The 18,929-nt window shown below is 60.9% G+C and carries 18 protein-coding genes; all 18 read right to left on the bottom strand.

Annotated features, from left to right (window positions below):
• Positions 1-1,170: a lipid-A-disaccharide synthase gene (lpxB, locus tag HJB89_RS17890; protein WP_221150294.1), complete on the bottom strand. Its 1,170-nt coding sequence runs from the start codon at positions 1,168-1,170 to the stop codon at positions 1-3.
• Positions 1,167-2,048: an LpxI family protein gene (locus HJB89_RS17885; protein WP_207584091.1), complete on the bottom strand. Its 882-nt coding sequence runs from the start codon at positions 2,046-2,048 to the stop codon at positions 1,167-1,169. Before HJB89_RS17885 ends, lpxB begins: the two co-directional genes overlap by 4 nt.
• 3 nt (positions 2,049-2,051) lie before the next feature.
• The gene (gene lpxA, locus HJB89_RS17880) at positions 2,052-2,870 is read right to left on the bottom strand and encodes an acyl-ACP--UDP-N-acetylglucosamine O-acyltransferase (protein ID WP_207584090.1); all 819 of its coding nucleotides are present in this window, start codon (positions 2,868-2,870) and stop codon (positions 2,052-2,054) included.
• Complete coding sequence (fabZ, locus tag HJB89_RS17875) at positions 2,867-3,334, bottom strand: 3-hydroxyacyl-ACP dehydratase FabZ (protein WP_207584089.1); 468 nt, start codon at positions 3,332-3,334, stop codon at positions 2,867-2,869. The genes lpxA and fabZ overlap by 4 nt, the downstream gene beginning before the upstream one ends.
• Positions 3,327-4,394, bottom strand: coding sequence for a UDP-3-O-(3-hydroxymyristoyl)glucosamine N-acyltransferase (lpxD, locus tag HJB89_RS17870; RefSeq protein ID WP_207584088.1), 1,068 nt, complete (start codon positions 4,392-4,394; stop codon positions 3,327-3,329). The genes fabZ and lpxD overlap by 8 nt, the downstream gene beginning before the upstream one ends.
• Positions 4,395-4,444: 50 nt before the next feature.
• Positions 4,445-6,784, bottom strand: a complete 2,340-nt coding sequence (gene bamA / locus HJB89_RS17865) for an outer membrane protein assembly factor BamA (protein ID WP_207584087.1) — start codon at positions 6,782-6,784, stop codon at positions 4,445-4,447.
• Between the two features lie 203 nt (positions 6,785-6,987).
• Positions 6,988-8,106 (bottom strand): RIP metalloprotease RseP, encoded by a 1,119-nt coding sequence (gene rseP, locus HJB89_RS17860; protein ID WP_259669480.1) that lies wholly within the window; start codon positions 8,104-8,106, stop codon positions 6,988-6,990.
• Between the two features lie 37 nt (positions 8,107-8,143).
• A complete protein-coding gene (locus tag HJB89_RS17855; RefSeq protein ID WP_207584086.1) occupies positions 8,144-8,974 on the bottom strand; it encodes a phosphatidate cytidylyltransferase in 831 nt (276 codons plus the stop codon).
• Entirely contained in the window at positions 8,974-9,717 is a 744-nt protein-coding gene (locus tag HJB89_RS17850; protein WP_207584085.1) for an isoprenyl transferase, read from the bottom strand. The genes HJB89_RS17855 and HJB89_RS17850 overlap by 1 nt, the downstream gene beginning before the upstream one ends.
• A gap of 37 nt (positions 9,718-9,754) precedes the next feature.
• Entirely contained in the window at positions 9,755-10,315 is a 561-nt protein-coding gene (frr, locus tag HJB89_RS17845; RefSeq protein ID WP_164009453.1) for a ribosome recycling factor, read from the bottom strand.
• Positions 10,316-10,451: 136 nt separating this feature from the next.
• On the bottom strand, positions 10,452-11,174 hold the full coding sequence (gene pyrH / locus HJB89_RS17840) for a UMP kinase (protein WP_007628663.1): 723 nt from the start codon (positions 11,172-11,174) through the stop codon (positions 10,452-10,454).
• A gap of 95 nt (positions 11,175-11,269) precedes the next feature.
• Positions 11,270-12,196, bottom strand: a complete 927-nt coding sequence (tsf, locus tag HJB89_RS17835; protein WP_207584084.1) for a translation elongation factor Ts — start codon at positions 12,194-12,196, stop codon at positions 11,270-11,272.
• A 238-nt stretch (positions 12,197-12,434) separates the two neighbouring features.
• Positions 12,435-13,202, bottom strand: coding sequence for a 30S ribosomal protein S2 (gene rpsB / locus HJB89_RS17830; protein WP_003539287.1), 768 nt, complete (start codon positions 13,200-13,202; stop codon positions 12,435-12,437).
• A 222-nt stretch (positions 13,203-13,424) separates the two neighbouring features.
• A complete protein-coding gene (locus tag HJB89_RS17825) occupies positions 13,425-14,531 on the bottom strand; it encodes a substrate-binding domain-containing protein (RefSeq protein WP_207584083.1) in 1,107 nt (368 codons plus the stop codon).
• Entirely contained in the window at positions 14,531-15,148 is a 618-nt protein-coding gene (locus HJB89_RS17820; RefSeq protein ID WP_221117276.1) for a 5-bromo-4-chloroindolyl phosphate hydrolysis family protein, read from the bottom strand. The genes HJB89_RS17825 and HJB89_RS17820 overlap by 1 nt, the downstream gene beginning before the upstream one ends.
• A gap of 7 nt (positions 15,149-15,155) precedes the next feature.
• The gene (locus HJB89_RS17815; RefSeq protein ID WP_221150339.1) at positions 15,156-16,724 is read right to left on the bottom strand and encodes a substrate-binding domain-containing protein; all 1,569 of its coding nucleotides are present in this window, start codon (positions 16,722-16,724) and stop codon (positions 15,156-15,158) included.
• Positions 16,725-16,738: 14 nt separating this feature from the next.
• Positions 16,739-17,815, bottom strand: coding sequence for a toxic anion resistance protein (locus HJB89_RS17810; RefSeq protein WP_207584081.1), 1,077 nt, complete (start codon positions 17,813-17,815; stop codon positions 16,739-16,741).
• 201 nt (positions 17,816-18,016) lie between these two features.
• Positions 18,017-18,853, bottom strand: coding sequence for a cell envelope integrity EipB family protein (locus HJB89_RS17805; protein ID WP_207584080.1), 837 nt, complete (start codon positions 18,851-18,853; stop codon positions 18,017-18,019).
• Positions 18,854-18,929 lie beyond the last annotated feature (76 nt).

The raw sequence follows: 18,929 nt of genomic DNA, 5'->3' as shown, positions 1-18,929 counted from the left end.
TCAGAAGCGACCGGGTTTTTTCTTTTTCAGCACGTCGAGAAGGATTTCGGCGGCATGTTCGCCGGGCGGTTTTTCGGTCTGCATGCGCTGCCAGATAAGATCATAGCCTTCCTTCATCGCCTTGAGCTGGTAGGTATCGGCTGACAGTCTTTCTATCCAGCGTGCGAAACTTGCGCCGCGAACGATATCGTTCAGGTATTCCGGCACGACCGCGTAATCGGCAATCAGGTTTGGCAGCGCGCCTGTCCAGGTCTTGATGCCCGATGTCAGCAGACGCATGATCCAGTCGACCTTGTAGGCGGAGACGACGGGAACATCGGCAAGCGCCAGTTCAAGAATGACAGTTCCGGATGCCGCCATGGCTGCATCGGCTTCAGCGAAGGCCTGCCATTTTGCTTCCGCGCCGACCACGATCTCCGGCTTTACTTCCCATGCTGCCGTCAATTGGCGAACCAGCGCTTGCCTGTGCGTCACCGTCGGCAGAATAAAGCGCATCGGCCCATTGCGGGCGGCAAGTTCGCTTGCGGCGACTTCGAAATGCGGCAGGAGCTTCTGAATTTCGGAGGAGCGTGAGCCGGGCAGAAGAAGGATCGGGCCGTTGCCGGGCTGCCTGCCGGCGCGCAGGCGCCGGGTTTCCAACAGCGCAGGGTCGGCGGTCAGGCGATGACCGACATAGGTGGTTGCCGGGCCGTTGAGGCGCTGCATCGTTGCCGGCTCGAAGGGCAGGACGGCGAGCACATGATCGACATAGGCAAGCATGCGCGTGGCGCGATATTCCTTCCAGGCCCAGACGCTCGGACAGACATAATTGACGACAGGCAGGTCCGGCAGCGCGGTGCGGACCCGCTTGGCGACGCGATGGGTGAAATCCGGGCTGTCGATAATGAGGAGAATGTCAGGCTTTGCAGCGATGATGGCGGCGGTCGTCTGGCGGATCAGGGTATAGAGCTTTAGCAGCCGGCTCAGCACCTGGGTGATGCCCATGATCGACAGCTCGGAGAAATCGAACAGGGATCTCAGGCCCTCGGCCTGCAACCCCTCGCCGCCGACGCCGACAAGCTCCACCGGGCCGGCATGAATCCGCTTCAGGGCAGCGATGAGATCAGCACCGAGCAGATCACCCGAGACCTCACCGGCAATGACGGCGATCTTCAGCGGCGCCCCGTTCATTCGAGCCCCCATGCCGGCAGCCCACGATCGATGCCGCAGACAAAGAGTCCGGCCTCATCGGCAGCCTTGATGACGGCGGCACGGTCGAGCACCAGTGAGCGGCCGGCCTCCACCGCGATTCCGGCAAGACCGGCTTTCGCCGCGTTCAGCACAGTGGAAACGCCCATCGCCGGCAGGTCGGCGCGGATATCCTGCTGTGGCTTGCAGAGCTTGACGAGCGCGCCGCGCCGCCGCGGCGAAATCCGCCCGGCGGCTCTGAGACTTGCGACACGGTCCAGCATCTCATCGGTGCCCTCTAGACCTTCCAGCGCAACGACACGCCCGCCGATGCTGATGGCGCCCTGCCCGACATCGAGCCGGCCGAGCATGTCTGCGGCTTCGGCTGCGCGGCTGATATCGCGCCTGTCTTGCTCGCCGGGCACGACGGCACCAAGCGGGCCGACAGAGGCAAGGAGGTCGGGGGCAATTTCATGGGCGCCGACGACGCGGCGGCCGTTTCCTTCAATCAGCCGGATGACCATCTGCAGAACCGTGTCGTCGCCGCCGGACAGCAGGGTCCGGATGGCGGCTGGCACTTTCATCAGGATGCGCAGCGTCGGGCGCACCTCGCGCCATTCCGGCCGGCGGGCGACGCTGCCCGACATCACGACCCGGCCGACGCCATAACGGTTGAGCAAGCCATCAAGAGCTTTGAAATCGCCGATGCCGATAACGGCATGGTCATAACCTTCCCAGCGCCGGTCGCTTTCGTCTTTTAGCGCAACGATGACGGGATTTTCACCTGCCGCACGCGCAGCTGCGGCGACATAGGAAGGCAGAAGACCGCCGCCGGCGATGATCGCCAGCCGGCCCGCAGCGGTTTCGCCTGATAAAGCCACGGACTAGCCCTTCTGCCCCCGGGTCGGCGAGGAGAGAGCGCGGTCACTGTCGGCGGCGATGAAATCGAGGATGTGGACCGCCTGCTCGCAATCGGCATAATCGTCGCGAATGGCGGCGGCGTTTTCGCGGACCGAACCCGTTCCTTCGAAGATCGACTTATAAGCGCGACGCACCCTATGGATGACGGCACGGTCGACGCCGGCGCGCGTCATGCCGACGACATTGAGGCCGCTCAGCAGCCCGGGATTACCGTTCAGCATGCCGTAGGGAATGACGTCGTAGCTCACCGCCGAAAGCCCGCCGACGAAGGCGTGGCGGCCGACGCGCGTGAACTGGTGAACGGCCGAGCCCCCACCCAGGATGACGCGATCCTCGATGACGACATGGCCGGCGAGCATGACATTGTTCGACATGATCACGTGATTGCCGACCCTGCAGTCATGCGCGACATGGGAATTAGCAAGGAAGAGGTTGTTATCGCCGACGATCGTCTGGCCGCCAAAATCGGCCGTGCCGGTGTTCATCGTCACGCCTTCGCGGATCGTGCAGTTGACGCCGACCGAAAGCGTCGTCTCCTCGCCGCCGTGATGCACGCTCTGCGGATCGCCGCCGATGACGGCCATAGGAAAGATGCGCGTGCCGTTGCCGATCACGGTGCGGCCGGTGACGACCGCATGCGACAAGAGCTCGACATTTTCATGCAGGACGACGTGCGGCCCAACATGGCAGAACGGACCGATCTTGACGCCCTCACCGATAACAGCCCCGTCTTCGACGACAGCCATCGGATGAATATGGGCGCTTTCGGCGATAGTGCTCATGCCTGTTCCTTACGAACGATCATCGCGCCGATATCGGCTTCGGCGACAAGCGCGCCGTCAACCTTGGCGTCGCAATGGAATTTCCAGATATTGCCGCGTTGCTTGTGCTTCCTGACATGGAATTCGACGCGATCGCCGGGAACGACAGGCTTGCGAAAGCGCGCATTCTCGATGGTCATGAAGTAGACGAGGTTACCCGGCTGGCCTTCCTTCTTTGCACAGATCGCGCCCGCAGTCTGCGCCATGCCCTCGATCAGGAGAACGCCCGGCATGATCGGAGCCTCCGGAAAATGGCCGGTGAAATGCGGTTCGTTCACCGTGACATTCTTGATGCCGATCGCGCTGTTGTCGCCGTCGATCTCGATGATCTTGTCGACCATGAGGAAGGGGTAACGATGCGGCAGCAGCTTCATAATCTCGATGATGTCCGCCGAAGAAAGCGTTGTCGTGGCTTCTTCAGTCATTTTCCTTGCCTCCAGGGTTCCGGCCGCGCAACTTGGACTTCGACACTTGTTGTGCGGCCTCTCTCAGATAGTCTTTTAGCGGACGAGCCGGTATACCGCCATATTGCCCGCCGGCGGCAAGGTCGGTCATGATACCGCTTTTGGCAGCGATCTGCACGCCGTCACCGATCGTGACATGCCCCTTGATGCCGACCTGGCCGCCGATCTGAACGCCGTTGCCGATCTTCGCGCTGCCGGCGATGCCGACCTGCGCGACGATGGCGCAGTGGCGACCGATTTGAACGTTGTGGCCGATCTGCACCTGGTTGTCGATCTTGGTGCCTTCACCGATGACCGTATCGTCCATGGCGCCGCGGTCGATCGTGGTGTTGGCGCCGATCTCGACATTGTCCTGGATGATCACTCGGCCGATCTGGACGATCTTGATCATGCCGCGCGGTCCAGGGGCGTAACCGAAACCATCCTGGCCGATGCGGGCGCCGTTATGGATGATGACGCCATTGCCGACCAATGCGCAGAGCACGCTCGCGCCGGCCGCAATCGAACAATCGCGGCCGATTTTGACATTCGGACCAATGATACTGTGTGCGCCGATACGCGTCCCCTCGCCGATCTCGGCATGCGCACCGATGACGGCCATCGGCTCGACGATCACGCCCTTTTCAAGCTTGGCACTCGGGCCGATCACCGCGCTTGGCGCGATCTCGCTTTCAACTGATGAAAAGACCACCGGACGCAACGCAGCGGGATAAAACAGGCCGCCCGCCATCGCGAAGGCGGCATGCGGATTGGACGACAGGATAACCGGGATATGCGGAGGTACGAGATCGACGAGCGCCTTGTCGCAGATCACCGCCGAGGCTTCGCATGTCGCCAGTTCGTCGCGGTTGCGGCGCGACAGGATATAACAGACATCACCCGCCCGCGCCCTGTGGATCGGGGCAACGGACCTGACAATAACATCGGCGTGGTCGGAATTGGCAAGTTCCGCCCCAAGAAACTCTGCCAGCTCAGCGAGCTTCAGACCTTCATGGGGCAGAAAAAAAACGTTTTGCTCCATCGGCAATGCTCCAGAACGGAATTGAGTCTTACAGTTCCGGACTGCCGATATCAGAATTGGTTGTTGATGCCAAACTTGAAGTTCTGCGTTTTGTCGAAGTCTTCCTTGAGAACCGGGATCGCGTAATCCAGGCGCAATGAACCGAAGGGAGACTGCCAGACCACACCGACACCGACGGAAGCGCGCAGAGAGGCGTCTTCGCCGTCGATGCCGTCGCCCCTCAGGTCAACGTCGTTGCCGAACAACGTACCGGCGTCGGCAAAAACCGCGCCGCGCAGGTTGAAGTCACGCGGGAAGCCCGGCATCGGGAAGGTCGCTTCGGCCGATGCCGTGAAATAAGTCGTACCGCCCAGCGGATCGTCGTTGGTGCCGGAAACGCGCGGGCCGATACCCTTGTTTTCAAAGCCACGAATATCGCCGTTGGTCAGGGTGAACTGATCGAAGACGTTCAGGTGCTCCCCGAAGCCGACGACATAACCCGCCGAAGCAGAAACCGAGCCGATGATATCGGCATCGTCAGCGAGCAGACGGTAATAACGGGCCTTGCCGTAGATCTTGTAGAATTGCGAGTCGCCGCCGAGGCCGGCAAGTTCCTGCGTCGCCGTCGCATAGATGCCTTCGCGTGGCAGGACCGTATCGTCAAGCGTGTTGTAGGTCAGCGTCTGGGAGACGGAAGAACGTGTCCACGGGCTGTCCTCAACGAGATGCTGATACGGAGCGGACAGGTCGGCAAGATCGTTGTTATTCGCGTCATACTTCATCTGCTTGTAATTATAGCGGAACGTCGTCGCCAGGTCCTCGGTGATCGGCGCGGTGACGCGCAGGACGACGCTGGTTTCCTGGTAGTCGTAGTTGTCGTTGCTCGACGTTTCGCTGTGGTTGACGTCGAAACCGGCCGCCAGACGATAACCGAGGAAATAGGGTTCGGTGAAGCTAAGGCCGTAGGCGCGCGACCCTTCCTGACCGCCGCCGGCCGAGATGCGGATGTACTGACCGCGGCCAAGGAAGTTCTTTTCCTCGATGGATGCTTCCAGCAGCAGACCATCGCCGCCTGCGGCATAACCCGCGCCGACACCAAAGGAACCGGTGGACTGATCCTGCACGTCGACGACCACCACAACGCGATCCGGCGAGCTGCCCGGCTGGGTGGAGATATTGACGGAGGAGAAGTAACCAAGCGCTTCGAGGCGGCGCTTGGCCTTGGTGATCATCTGCTGGTTGAAGGCGTCGCCTTCGCTCATGTCGAATTCGCGGCGGATCACGTAATCGCGCGTGCGACTGTTGCCACGGATCTCGATGCGCTCGACATAGGCGCGCTCGCCCTGGTCGACCAGATATTCGACACCGATCGTGTTGTTGTTGAGGTCGCGGTTGCCGCGTGGCGTGACGCGCGCAAAGGGATAACCGGCAGACGCGACCTGATCGGAGATCGCTTCGATCGACTTCTGCACTTCCTTGGCGTTGTAGACTTGACCTTCGTGGGTGCGCACGAGCGGCTGCAATTGCTCGGAACCGACGCCTTCGACGGTCGACTGGACGGTCACCGGTCCGAAGTCGTAACGCTGGCCTTCCTCGATATTGAAGGTGAGCGTGTATTTGTTGGTCGCGTCGTCAAAGGTCGCATCGGAAGAGACGATGCGCATGTCGGCGTAGCCGCGATTGTAATAGAACTGGCGCAGCGCTTCCTCGTCGGCATGAAGCTTATCTTCGTTATAGACATCCTTGCGGGTCAGGAACGACAGGAAGTTCGAACGCTTGGTAGCAATGACGGCAGCCAGACGGCCGGCGCTGTAGGCATTGTTACCGACGAAGTTGATCGAATCGATCTTGGTGCGGTCGCCCTCGTTGATGACGAAGGCAAGGTTGACGCGGCCTTCGCCGAGCGGCACCACCTGCGTGGTCACCTCGACCTCGCTGCGGCCGGTGGCGGCGTAGGCATCCTTGATCGACTGGATGTCGGACTGGATCTGGGTGTCGCTGTAGGGGCCGGCGGCATGGGTCTGGACAATGGTGGCGAGCTTGTCGTCCTTGATCTTGCGATTGCCGTTGAAGACGACCTGATTGACGAGCTGGGCCTCCTGGACGTTGACGACCAGCGTGCTTCCGGAGACCGAAATCTTGACGTCGGAGAAGTAGCCCGTCCCGTAGAGCTGCTTGACCGATTCATCGATATCGGTGTTCGAAAAACTCTTTCCGGGAGCGATGGTGAGGTTCGACCGGACGGCTTCCGCGCCAACGCGGCTTGCGCCGCGCACATCGATGCGCTGGATGACCGCGGCCTCAGCGGCCGTAGCAGAAACGAACGTCAAAGCACCTGCGCCCGAAGCAACAACACTAGCAGACAGCGCAACCGCCGATACTGCGTTCAAAAACTTTGAACCAGCCTTCATTTCACCTATTACCTTTTTTTCCCTCGTCCCCGGCCTCGAGAGAACCCGATTCCGGTCACGTGTGTCGTTTTACCCGCTTTTGACATACAAGCAAGGGAGGTCGTTAATTTCTGTTTACTTCATTTCGAAGCGTGACCCATTCGCCACTACAGCCTTGAAACATCGTAAATAAATAGTAATTCCTCTGCCTTGCGCGTTTACCCTTAGCTCAGGCCAATGTCGTTCCAGGTCGTGAAAACCATCAATGTTAATATCATCGCCAAGCCAATGCGAAATGCGATTTCCTGAGCCTTGGCGCCCAGCGGTTTTCCTCTCACCGCTTCCACCGCATAGAACATCAGGTGGCCGCCATCAAGTACCGGAACCGGCATCAGGTTAAGCAATCCTATCGAAACCGAAAGCATGGCGGCGAGCTGCAACACTGCCCCTATACCAAGCTTTGCCATCTGGCCCGAAGCTTGCGCCACACGGATCGGCCCGCCCAGTTGATCGGCCCGCATCGTTCCGCGAAAAATATTGCCGATATATTTGAAGGTGCCGGTGACGATGTCCCGGGTCTCGATCACACTCTCACGCAGCGCCTGGAGCGGCGTATAGGTCTGCAGGCGGAAATTGCCGACCTCCTTGTTGGTGACGATGCCGATCTGGCCGAGCTCGATTTTGTTGCCGAACTGGTCGGTCGTGTCGACGCGTTGCGGCACCATCGGCAAGTCGAGCTTCTGACCGCCGCGCTCGATGGTGACGACGATCGTCTGGCTCGGGCGGATAGCGACATAGCGGCGCACGTCATCGAAAGTCTCGACCTTGCCGCCGTCGATGGCGACCAAGAGATCGCCGGGAAGGATGCCGGCGGCAGCCGCCACGCCATCCGGTTTGACCTCGGCAACGACGGGATCGGCGACCGAGCGGCCGTAGACCGAGAAAAGAACGGTGAAGATGGCGATCGCCAGCAAGAAATTGGCGATCGGGCCGGCGGCAACCGTCGCTGCACGTTTCCACAACTTTGCTCCGGCAAAGGAGCGCGCCCTATCCTCCTCGGACATGGCGGCGATCTTGTCGGTGTCGGGCTTGCTCGAGGCGTCCTCGTCGCCGAAAAAACGGACGTAACCGCCAAGCGGGATCACCGAGATCTTCCAGCGCGTTCCATGACGGTCGGTGAAGCCGAATATTTCCGGACCGAAACCGACTGAGAAGGCAAGGATGCGGATACCGCTCCAGCGCCCGACGAGGTAATGGCCCATCTCGTGCACGAAGACAAGCAACGAAAGCACGAGGATGAAGGTGACGATATTCCCCATTAGGAATGCGTATATATCGGCCATCACTTCTATCAGTTCCTTCCGTCAGGCTGCGGCGTTATCAAAGGCCGAACAATGCCGCGCCGAGCGACGTCATCGCAGTCCCCTTTATCAGGGAAAATAATCCAGCAAGCAAGAACGCCGAAAAACAGGCAAAAATCAGTCCGTCTACCCGATCCATGACGCCGCCATGACCCGGAATGAGACGGCTTGAATCCTTGACGCCGAATTTTCGCTTGATGAAAGATTCGAACAGATCTCCCGACTGGCTGCAAACCGAAAGAACGAGTGCTGCGACCGCGGCGATGATTTCAGCGCCCGGAAGAAGAAAATGGACGAGAACCACACCGGCTGCGACCGCCGAAACGGCGCCGCCGATTGCGCCCGACCATGTTTTTCCCGGCGAGATCGAAGGGGCAAGCTTCGGTCCGCCAAGCGCCCTGCCGACGAAATAAGCAAGGATGTCGGTTGCCCAGACGACGGCAAAGACGAAGAGCATCGCGTAAAAGCCAGGCCGGTCGTCGCTTCTGATCGCAGCGAGCGCCAGGCCGGTGGCACCGGCATAAAACAGGCCCACCGGCAGCCAGCGGCTGGTGCCATGCAGGATGATCAGCGCTATGCCGACAGCAGTGACGCCGGCCAGCATGCCGGCGGCGAATTCGAAATTGCCGATAAGCACGAGGAAGGCGATCGCCGCCTGGCCGATCCAGCCGACTGTATTGGCGACCCAATCACGCGCGATGCCGGTGATTGTCGACCATTCATAATAGATCAGTAGGCCGATCACCGCCGCCAAAATGCGGAAGGCAAACCCGCCATACCAGGTGGCTGCAAGAACGATGGCCGCAAGAATCAGTCCTGAAACGATGCGGAGCTTCAATTCCTGCTGCATCAGGTGCCAACCGCGGCTGCCTGCGACGACAGACCGCCGAAGCGCCGGTCGCGAGAGGCGAACTTCTCGAGCGCCGAGCGGAAGATCTCAGGGCTGAAATCCGGCCAGTATTCCGGAACGAAGATGAATTCTGAGTAGGCGGCCTGCCAAAGCAGGAAGTTGGAAAGCCGCTCCTCGCCGCTGGTGCGGATGATGAGATCCGGATCGGGGATGCCCGCCGTATCGAGACGGGCGTTGATCAGCGCGGGGGTGATATCCTGCGCCCTCAGGCGGCCGGCCTCGACATCCCTCGCCAGGCTCACCACAGCCCGGGAGATCTCGTCGCGCGAACCGTAATTGAAGGCAATGACCAGTGTCAGCGCCGTATTGTCCTTAGTGGTTTCCTCCGCCTCCAGCAGCAGGCCGAGAATGTCGCTACGCAGGCTGTGGCGGTCGCCGATCACCTTGATGCGGACGTTCTGGCGATGGAGTTCGGCGAGGTCGCGCCGGATGAAGGCCTTCAACAGACCGAGCAGATCGGAGACTTCGGCCTCCGGCCGGCGCCAGTTCTCCGAGGAGAAGGCAAAGAGGGTCAGATATTTTATGCCGGCCGCGCCGGCGGCGCGTACTGTCTCGCGCACCGCCTCGACGCCCTTGCGGTGGCCCATTGTCCGCGGCAGGCCGCGCTGCTTGGCCCAACGTCCATTGCCGTCCATGATGATGGCAACATGCTCTGGCACAGTCACAAATACAGATTCCGACATTTCCCGTCCGGTCTTTCCAGGCAAAGGCACAGATCCACTAGACCTGCATGATTTCCTTTTCCTTCTCGCCAAGCAAGCGGTCGATTTCGGAAATCGTCTCGTCCGTCATCTTCTGTACACGTTCCGACTGCGCCCTGCCCTCGTCCTGGCCGATTACGCTATCCTTTTCGGCCTTCTTAAGGCCGTCCATGCCATCGCGGCGAACATGTCGAATCGCGACCTTGCTCTTTTCGGCATAGTCGTGAGCCACCTTGACGAGCGACTTGCGGCGCTCCTCGTTCAGCTCAGGCAACGGAATACGCAGGCTCTGGCCGTCGACGATCGGGTTGAGGCCGAGATTGGATTCGCGGATGCCGCGCTCGACGGCGCTGACCATCGACTTGTCCCAGACGGAAACCGACAGCATGCGCGACTCGGGCACAGTGATGTTGGCGACCTGGTTCAGCGGCATACGCGAACCATAGGCCTCGATCGTCACCGGATCGAGGATGTTGGCCGAAGCACGGCCGGTGCGCAGCGATGCGATATCGCTCTTGAATGCCGAAACCGCGCCGTCCATGCGGCGCTTCAGTTCCTTGATGTCGATACCTTCACTCATGTCGATGCTCCCGTATAAAGCGCGTCGCTATCTTTCAGATTCGCTTGCCGCAACGTGATTCAGATTTCAGACCAACCGGGCCTAAATCACCATGTTCCAGCGAGGGGCTGCGCCTGATCAAGCGGCGCAGCTTATATCAGTTGTCGGAGACGATGGTCTTGAGGCCACCCCCCGTCAAGATTTCAGCAAAACCGCCTTTCTCATGGATCGAGAAGACGATGATCGGAATGGAATTCTCTCTGGCGAGCGCGACGGCGGCAACGTCCATCACCGCAAGCCCCCTGTCCAGCACTTCCTGGTGCGTCAGGCGGTCGAGGCGAGTCGCATCGGGATATTTCTTCGGGTCGGCGGTATAGATCCCATCCACCTGCGTGCCCTTGAAGATCGCTTCCGCGCCCATTTCAGCAGCCCGCAGTGCTGCGGCCGAATCGGTGGTGAAGAAGGGGTTTCCGGTGCCGCCGGCAAAGATCACCACGCGTCCCATCGACAGATGATAGAGGGTTGCGCGCTGCGAAAAGCTCTCGCAGATCTCGGGCATGGAGATGGCCGAGAGCACCACCGTATCGATGTTCAGCTTGCGCAGCGAGGTCGCCAGCGCCAGCGCGTTGATGATGGTGCCGAGCATCCCCATGTGGTCGCCGGTGACCCGGTCGCCGCCCTTGGACGCTACCGCGACACCGCGGAAGATATTGCCGCCACCGACGACGACGCCGACTTCCACGCCCATATGCCTTGCCTCGGCGATGTCGGATGCAACGCGGTCTGCCACCGCAACATCGATCCCGAAGCCCTGGCTACCCATGAGCGCTTCGCCGGAAGCCTTGAGTAGAACGCGTTTATAGACAGGCTCTATAGACATCTTGGCTCCTCGTAAATTGCCGTGAATGCCCGATACACGAAGGGCACCGCGTTGTCACGCGATGCCCTGGTGTTTTCCCAATTATGGCTGGAAGATCAACCCTTGACGGCAGCCGCGACTTCGGCTGCGAAATCGGTCTCTTCCTTCTCGACGCCTTCGCCGAGCAGAAGGCGGGCCATGCCGGCGACTTCGATCGGCGCGCCGACGGCCTTTTCGGCTTCCTTGACGGCGGCTGCGACCGTGAGATCGGGATTGATGACGAAAGCCTGCGAGAGAAGGGCGACTTCCTCGAAGAACTTGCGCATGCGGCCGTCGACCATCTTCTCGATGATGTTGTCAGGCTTGCCGGAAGCGCGCGACTGCTCGATGAAGACGTTGCGCTCGCGCTCGGCGACGGCGGCATCGACTTCCTCAGGGCGGATCGCCAGCGGCGCAGTCGCGGCAATGTGCATGGCGACCTGACGGCCGATTGCGTTCAGAGCTTCCTTGTCGCCGGTCGACTTCAGGGCAACGAGAACGCCGAGCTTGCCGAGGCCGTCGGAAACAGCATTGTGGATATAGGTGGCGACGACGCCGTCCTCGACGGAGAGCGCGACCGAGCGGCGCAGGTTCATGTTCTCGCCGATCGTTGCGATCGCATCCTTGATAGTGTCCGAAACGGACTTGCCGGATGCCGGGTAGGTCGCAGCCGCAACGGCGTCGACGGTGCCGTCGGTGGAGACGGCGACCTTGGCAATGCCGCGGACGAGATCCTGGAAGGCATCGTTACGGGCGACGAAGTCGGTTTCGGAGTTGACTTCGACGACGACTGCCTTGGTGCCCTGGCTGGAAACGGCGATGAGGCCTTCAGCGGCAGTGCGGCCCGACTTTTTGTCAGCCTTGGCGATGCCCTTGGCGCGCAGCCAGTCGATCGCCGCTTCCATGTCGCCGCCGGTCTCAGCAAGGGCCTTCTTGCAGTCCATCATGCCTGCGCCGGTCTTTTCGCGCAGTTCCTTCACCATTGCAGCCGTAATCTCGCTCATTAGCTTCCTCTTGTCGGTTCATACGGTGGGCCGCAAAGCGCGGCGCGGCACCGGATTGAGGCACGAAATGTACCTGTATGTATGACAGCGTGATGAAGACGCGTCATACCGAAACTTATCTGGCAAAGAGCCTGATGCCCTCGCCCTGAAACAGGCAAGGCCGCCGAACTTCGATGAGTCGCGAGCGGCCTTTCCAGTCATGCAAGCTTTGGCGGACCTTCCGATCCGCCCGCTTTCATCAGCCTTCGGCTGCTTCCTCGAGAGCCGGCTCGACCGGAACTTCTGAGGACGCGCCGAGATCACGGCCGGAAGAGCCCTGCTGACGGGCAATGCCGTCGATGGCAGCGCGGGAGATCAGCTCGCAATAGAGAGCGATAGCGCGCGATGCGTCGTCGTTACCCGGAATCGGATAGTCGATCAGGTCCGGGTCGCAGTTCGAATCGATGATGGCAACGACCGGGATGCCGAGGCGCTTGGCTTCGTCGATCGCGATCTTTTCCTTGTTGGTGTCGATGATGAACATCAGGTCGGGCGTGCCGCCCATATCGCGGATGCCGCCGAGGGCCTTGTCGAGCTTTTCACGCTCGCGCTCGAGGTTCAGACGTTCCTTCTTGGTGAAGCCCTGGGCTTCGCCGTTCAGGATCTCATCGAGCTTGCGCAGGCGCTGAATCGAATTGGAGATCGTCTTCCAGTTCGTCATCATGCCGCCGAGCCAACGCGAGTTGACGTAGTACTGGGCCGAACGCTTGGCGCTGTCGGCGATGATCTCAGACGCCTGGCGCTTGGTGCCGACGAAGAGAACGCGACCGCCGCGGGCAACGGTGTCGCTGACGACCTGCAGGGCGCGCGACAGCATCGGAACGGTCTGAGCCAGGTCGATGATGTGGATGTTATTACGATCGCCGAAGATATACGGCTTCATCTTCGGGTTCCAGCGGTGCGTCTGGTGGCCGAAGTGGACGCCTGCTTCGAGAAGCTGGCGCATAGAAAAATCGGGCAATGCCATGCCTTTGTTATCCTTTTCCGGTTGAACCTCCGCAAGGCGAACAGCATCCTCTTCGAAGATGCCACCGGGCGGAACGATCCGGATTTCTCCCGGACAATCCCATGCCTTACGTGTGGAATGCGGTGCCCATACATTCGTTTTGTCGCAAAAGCAAGGCTTACGCCGAAAAATCCCGGTTTGTGCGCCCGGTCCCGGGACCTCTGCTCCTGCGAAAGCCGCCGGTCAGCTTGCCAGCGTCGGCAGTAACGACAGCATGACGCCGGCGTCGGGCATCGGCAGGATGGCATCGATCTCGGCCGGCAGCAGGCTGCCGATTGCGCTGTCGGCGTTACCGGTGGCGGTCCCAAGGGGGCCGCGGAAGCCGTGTCCCGTCCAGGCAAGTTCCTGCAGCTTCGGGCTCACCAGCGCTTCGATCAGCCGGTTGGCGTTCTCATCGACGACAATCAGCGGATGCGCCGAATAGACGGTCGGACGCGGATAGAGCACCACCGGCTTTGCGCCCGCGCTTGCCTTGATGCGCTCCCAGCGCGCGGGATCGGCAAGAATCCATTCTACCAGCTGGTTCTCATAACCGACGATCATCGGCTCGCCGCCGAGGCCGCCTGCGAGATACTGATCGAAAAGTTTGCCTGACGACGGTGACTTGAAGCCCATGTTGCGGAAGATCGCCTGCACCTTGCCGCCGAAAGCGGCAAGATCGCCAGATGTCGCGACATTGCCGCTGAAAAGGCTGAGCACGAGGCCTGCGAACATGAAGCCGGAATTGGAGCGGTTGGGATCGGTCGAGACGATGCGGGCGCGGCCGTAAAGAGAATTGACGCCGAGTTTCGACCAGTCGACGCCGGCGAGGATTGCGTCGAGCAGCGCCTTGAGATCGAGCTGATGATGGCCTTCGTTCGTCACCGTGACCAATCCCGCTTTGATCAACCCATCGACCACGGGCTGCCAGGAATAGACGACGATCGGTGTGTTCAGCACAACGCGGTCGTTGCGGATACCGATGCCGTTCTGCCTGGCGATATCGACCATGATCGAAGAGGACGGCCAGAGGAATTGCGGATGCTGCGACAGCAACGCCTGTTCACGAACCATCTCGACCGAGCCGGCGACGCGGCTGTCCACCGTCAAGCCGTATCCGCCGAGCGCCCTGATGACGTCGGGGTCGGAGAGGAATGCCTCCTTCTCGCCGCCGACGAAGCCGAACAGCGTCGTGCGGGTGCCGAGCAGGCCCTGCAGTTCGGGCCGGTCCTTGACGGCGAAATAACCGCCGGTGCCGACGATGCCGGCTCCGAGCAATCCCACTCCAAAAGCGCGGCGAGAAAGAGCCATCAACGTCCGATATCCTCTTTGAGCGAAGCCTGAATGAGGCGCAGATCGGTGTCGAGTGTATGCAGCGCCTCATCGATCAGGCTGTCGGCATAATGGACGAAGGCCTCTTCGAGCTTGACCAACACGGCACGGACCTCCTCCAGCTGCTTGGGGTCGGGAACACGTTTAGCCTCGATGACTGCAGAACCTTCCGCCACCTCGGCAGCGCGCGGCAGATAATAGGAGAGGAATCGCCGCACGGCATTGGCGCTTTCGGGCTTGGCCTCGACCTTGCGAAAGACATCGGCGGCGATTTCGGCAAGATGCCGGACGGCGGTTGCCGTCTTTCGATCGCCTATCGCGTCGGCGGCGGTCTCCAGCCTCTGGGCAAAGGGAATCGCGGCCTCCAGCAGGTCGCGGGCAAAGGCGACGCGGCCGCTGCCGATGCTCTTGATATCGAGGCCTTCGAACAGCCGGCGCGGCGCCAGAAGAATGACGAGGCCGGCAAACAGCAGAAGGGCGATGATGGCGGCGATCCAGAATGGCATGCCGGCGATGAAACTGAGCAGTGGCACGGTGATTGCCGCCGCCAATCCCGCCACGATCCAGTTGCCATCATTGCCGAGCCAGTTGCGCATGCCGGTCCTAATTATAGCCGCGTGCGGTGCGGAAGGCGGTGGCGAGGTCCGAACCACCGTCGAACACGCGCGCCGACGTCTGCCTGGCAAGGCTGTCGAGCTGGGTTTTATCGGCGTCGCCGAAGGTGATGCCGAAGATCGGCACGTGCGGCTCCATCGCGATCCATTCGCTCATGAAGGCCCGGCTTTGATCGTCGGACCTGCCGTCGGTCATGATGACGATCGCCGGCAGATACGTCGAGAGCTTGTCGGTTCTGGCGATCTGCTGCAGGGCCCGTTCGGCGCAGGCATACATGTTCGTGCCGCCATCCGCCTTCTGCCGGGAAATCTCGTTCAGCAGCCCTTGCTGCTCCAGCGGGTTTCCGCTTGCCATGAAGGTGTTGCGCACGCTGCCGTCGAAGGGAATGACGATGATCTGGTCGGCGGGCGACCATTGCACCAGCACCTTGCTCGCTTCGTCGGGCGTCAGCAGGAAACGCATCGCCTTCTGCAACTGGTCCTCGCCGTCGCCCTGCATCGAGCCGGAAAAATCGATGCAGAGCGCGGTCAGGGACGGCTTGCGCAGTGCTGCCTGATAAAGGGTGAGCGCCTGGCGGATGACACCAGGCTCCGGCATGCGGATCGCGGTCACCAGCCGGGTCGGATCGAAATTCCAGCCTGGTTCCGGCTTTGCGGCAACGCCGGTCAGCGGAATGCGCCGGCCAGTATCGGCGATGCGCTGCTGTACGGGAGCAGAGCCGAGATAGGCGAGCAGATCGTTGAAGAAGGTCTGGACTTCCGGCCCGCGGCCATGATCGACGAAACCGATCGGCGAATCCGCCATGGCAACGCCGTCGGCCGGATAGATCGCGTAAAGCGGTTCCTGCGACAAGGCGGCAAGCTTGTCGTTGGTTTCCTTCAGCACCGCTTCGTAGTTCCACATAGCGTCGTAGACCGTGCCCTTGCCGGCGGATGCGACGTAGAGATCGGCAAGCCAGCCGGACGAGCCGGACGAGCGCACGACACCTGAAAGCAGCGAGCGGACGCTCTCCTGGACTGCTCTGTCGTCGAGATCGCCGGGTTCGATCACCGGCTTGTTGCCGAGTGCGCTCGACAGCATGGCAAGATAGGCGCTGGCGCCGGAGTTGGATTGCGTCGCCGATGTCATCAGGAATTTCAGCGATCCGTTTTCGACGGCGGCGAGAATGTCCTTCATGAACACATCCCTGCCGATCCAGCCGAGCTGCTCGGCCTTCGACCTGCGCACGCCCAATACCACCGGCGTCTGGGCGATCGAGGTGAGGCTCTTGACGCGGCGCCTGGTGTCGAACATGTCGACCCAGACACTGGAGGCCGGCCACACCGCATCTTGCTCGACGCCCTGGTCGCTCTGCAGCGCCAGGCCGATATCGAGCGTGCCTTCATATTTGAAGGTGCAGGTCGCATTCTTCTGCTTGCAGAATTCCTCGACGATCGGCTGCAGAACGGTATTCTCCGATCCCGAGACGATCGAGAAATTCGGTCCCTGAGCGAAGGGATTGCAGCCGGCAAGAGCCAGAGCGGCAAGAAGCGCCAGGCCTGAAAGCAGTGCTCGCATCGTCGTCCTGTCGATCACGCCTTGGTCATCGCCGTCTTGAGTTCGATCGTCATCTGCTCCATCTGCTGCTCGGCCTGCGCCCGTTTCCGGCGCCCCTCCTCCTGAACCTGCAGCACGCCCGATATCGTGTCGATCAAATCCCTGTTCGCCTTGGCGAGCGTATCGATATCGACGATACCGCGTTGCGATTGCTGCTCTATCGCGATTGCCTGGTCCTTCATCATCTCGGATGCCTGGCGGATCATGTCGTTGGTGGCGTCGGTCACCGCCTTCTGCAGCTCAAGCGCCGATTTCTGCCGCGTCAGCCCGAGCAGGATCACCATCTTCTGTTTCCAGGCCGGCACCGTCAGCGCCGAGGTCGCCTGCAGGTTCTCGATCAGCGTCTCGTCGCCCGCCTGGACGATGCGGATCTGCGGCAGTTGCTGAATGCCGAGCTGACGCGCCTGCTGGAGGTAGAAAACCCGCTTCTCCAGCCGGTCGAGCGCCTGCAAGCTGTCCTGATAGGTTTGCGCTTCCAGCATGCCACCGCCGGGGCCAGTCGCGGCCGCCTCGGCTTCAGCCTTCAGCCTCGGCAGCTCGACGCTGCGAAAGCGCTCTGCAAAAGCTTTGCCGGCCTGGACATAAGCCTCGAGCCGCATGATCGACTGCCTGGTTTCTTCGTGCAGGTCGTCGAGCAGCGCGATGTCGCGCCGCAGCGTATCCTTGTGACGGTCGAGTTCGAGGCCGATCCGGTCGATCTGACCGGCCACGTCCTCGAATTCCGCCTTGAACCGCTCGAGCCGGGCCTGTGCGGAGAGGAATATGCGGCTGAGGAACCCCTTATCCTTCAACGATGCCGGGTCGAGGCCCTTGGACTTGAGGATGATGTCACTTAGCAGGCGACCGATCTCACCGAGATCCTTGTTGCGGACCTCGCGCAGGATCCGGTCGGCATAATCGCTGACCGTCTGCTGGGCGCGTTCGCCATAGACGGAGATGCCGGCGCGATCGGTCATATTGATGCTGTCGGAAATGCGGGCAATTTCCGCCGGATCGGCGGCAGCAACCGGCAGGGCGGCGTTGTGAATAGTCGCTAGATCGGTATCGGCCATCGGTCGGGCTTTCCAGGCTTGCGGCAGGTAATCGTCTGGAGGCCCATTTTCGCAATGAACAGGCCTCATCACGAGAAATTGGCCGCTAGGATCGCACCGACCGGAAGAGCAGGACGACAGATGGCGACTCAATCATCGCTGGTCGCCGCACCATAATGAACTTTATGATACAGTTTTATGACAGTCGAAAAACCTGCAGGCTTACTTGCACGCCTCGGCCTTGCGGTCGAGCAGCTCCAGCTTGGCGAGCTTGCCGGTCAGGACGAAATCGCCGTAATCCATTGTCAGGTCGCGGGTGATGCCGTTCTCATAGAGCTTGAAGGACATGCGGTAGACCGGCAAAGCATCGGATTTCGCATTCTCGTTGAAATAGGCAATCGTCACCGGCCAGAAGGCGGTCTTGGAGAAGGCGCCGGCATTGCCGGCGTCGGCCTCCTCGGCAACAGGGGTCTCCTGCTTGCCGACGATCGTCGTCGTCACCAGCGACTTGTCGCCGTCATCTGAGCCGTCGAAAACGCGGGCCTCGAAGAAGCGCTTGCCGTCCTTGGCGTTCTGGATCACGTCGAGCATATGTTCGGTGGGAAAGCGGCTTTCAGCAAGCTGGAGCTCGCGGCTCGACGGCTGCTTGAGATCGACCTTGACGCCATCCGGCTGATCCTGAGCCGCACCGTTGACCTCCTTGTCGAGCTGTTCGTCGGTGAAGGATTTGGTGTCGAAGGTAAACTGGCCGTCCTTGAGGTTTTCAAAGGTCTTGGTCTGCTGGTCGCTGACGCGGACGCTGTCGCCGGTGTCGATCTGCGTCACGAAGCGGAAATTGGTGGTGAAGCCCTGGCAATAGCTGCCGTCGAACTCATAAACCATGCGACCGTACATGCCGGCGATGCCAGAGCGGTCCGAGGCGTCCTTCAATTCCAGATCGTAGACGGCGCGATGTGCGACGAGGCCGGTCGCGATCGCAGCGCTTACCGCGGGCGCAGCCGCCCATGCATTGGCGGAAACACTGGCGAGAAGCAGAGCGACAAGACTCGATCGGAACATTCATTAACTCCTGTTGGACTCGGTCGCGATGTTATAAGAACGCTTTCGGCCAAATCGAGGCTCGAACCTGTCATAT

The sequence above is a fragment of the Rhizobium sp. NZLR8 genome (assembly GCF_019685025.1).
GTDB lineage: Bacteria > Pseudomonadota > Alphaproteobacteria > Rhizobiales > Rhizobiaceae > Rhizobium.
The sequence above is the reverse complement of the archived record's forward strand: the minus strand, read 5'-3'. Positions and strand labels throughout refer to the sequence as shown.

Coding starts and splice junctions, on each gene's coding strand:
- lpxB (WP_221150294.1), bottom strand. CDS start 1,170: ATGAACGGGGCGCCGCTGAAGATCGCCGTCATTGCCGGTGAGGTCTCG.
- lpxA (WP_207584090.1), bottom strand. CDS start 2,870: ATGAGCACTATCGCCGAAAGCGCCCATATTCATCCGATGGCTGTCGTC.
- fabZ (WP_207584089.1), bottom strand. CDS start 3,334: ATGACTGAAGAAGCCACGACAACGCTTTCTTCGGCGGACATCATCGAG.
- lpxD (WP_207584088.1), bottom strand. CDS start 4,394: ATGGAGCAAAACGTTTTTTTTCTGCCCCATGAAGGTCTGAAGCTCGCT.
- bamA (WP_207584087.1), bottom strand. CDS start 6,784: ATGAAGGCTGGTTCAAAGTTTTTGAACGCAGTATCGGCGGTTGCGCTG.
- rseP (WP_259669480.1), bottom strand. CDS start 8,106: ATGGCCGATATATACGCATTCCTAATGGGGAATATCGTCACCTTCATC.
- HJB89_RS17855 (WP_207584086.1), bottom strand. CDS start 8,974: ATGCAGCAGGAATTGAAGCTCCGCATCGTTTCAGGACTGATTCTTGCG.
- HJB89_RS17850 (WP_207584085.1), bottom strand. CDS start 9,717: ATGTCGGAATCTGTATTTGTGACTGTGCCAGAGCATGTTGCCATCATC.
- frr (WP_164009453.1), bottom strand. CDS start 10,315: ATGAGTGAAGGTATCGACATCAAGGAACTGAAGCGCCGCATGGACGGC.
- pyrH (WP_007628663.1), bottom strand. CDS start 11,174: ATGTCTATAGAGCCTGTCTATAAACGCGTTCTACTCAAGGCTTCCGGC.
- tsf (WP_207584084.1), bottom strand. CDS start 12,196: ATGAGCGAGATTACGGCTGCAATGGTGAAGGAACTGCGCGAAAAGACC.
- rpsB (WP_003539287.1), bottom strand. CDS start 13,202: ATGGCATTGCCCGATTTTTCTATGCGCCAGCTTCTCGAAGCAGGCGTC.
- HJB89_RS17825 (WP_207584083.1), bottom strand. CDS start 14,531: ATGGCTCTTTCTCGCCGCGCTTTTGGAGTGGGATTGCTCGGAGCCGGC.
- HJB89_RS17820 (WP_221117276.1), bottom strand. CDS start 15,148: ATGCGCAACTGGCTCGGCAATGATGGCAACTGGATCGTGGCGGGATTG.
- HJB89_RS17815 (WP_221150339.1), bottom strand. CDS start 16,724: ATGCGAGCACTGCTTTCAGGCCTGGCGCTTCTTGCCGCTCTGGCTCTT.
- HJB89_RS17810 (WP_207584081.1), bottom strand. CDS start 17,815: ATGGCCGATACCGATCTAGCGACTATTCACAACGCCGCCCTGCCGGTT.
- HJB89_RS17805 (WP_207584080.1), bottom strand. CDS start 18,853: ATGTTCCGATCGAGTCTTGTCGCTCTGCTTCTCGCCAGTGTTTCCGCC.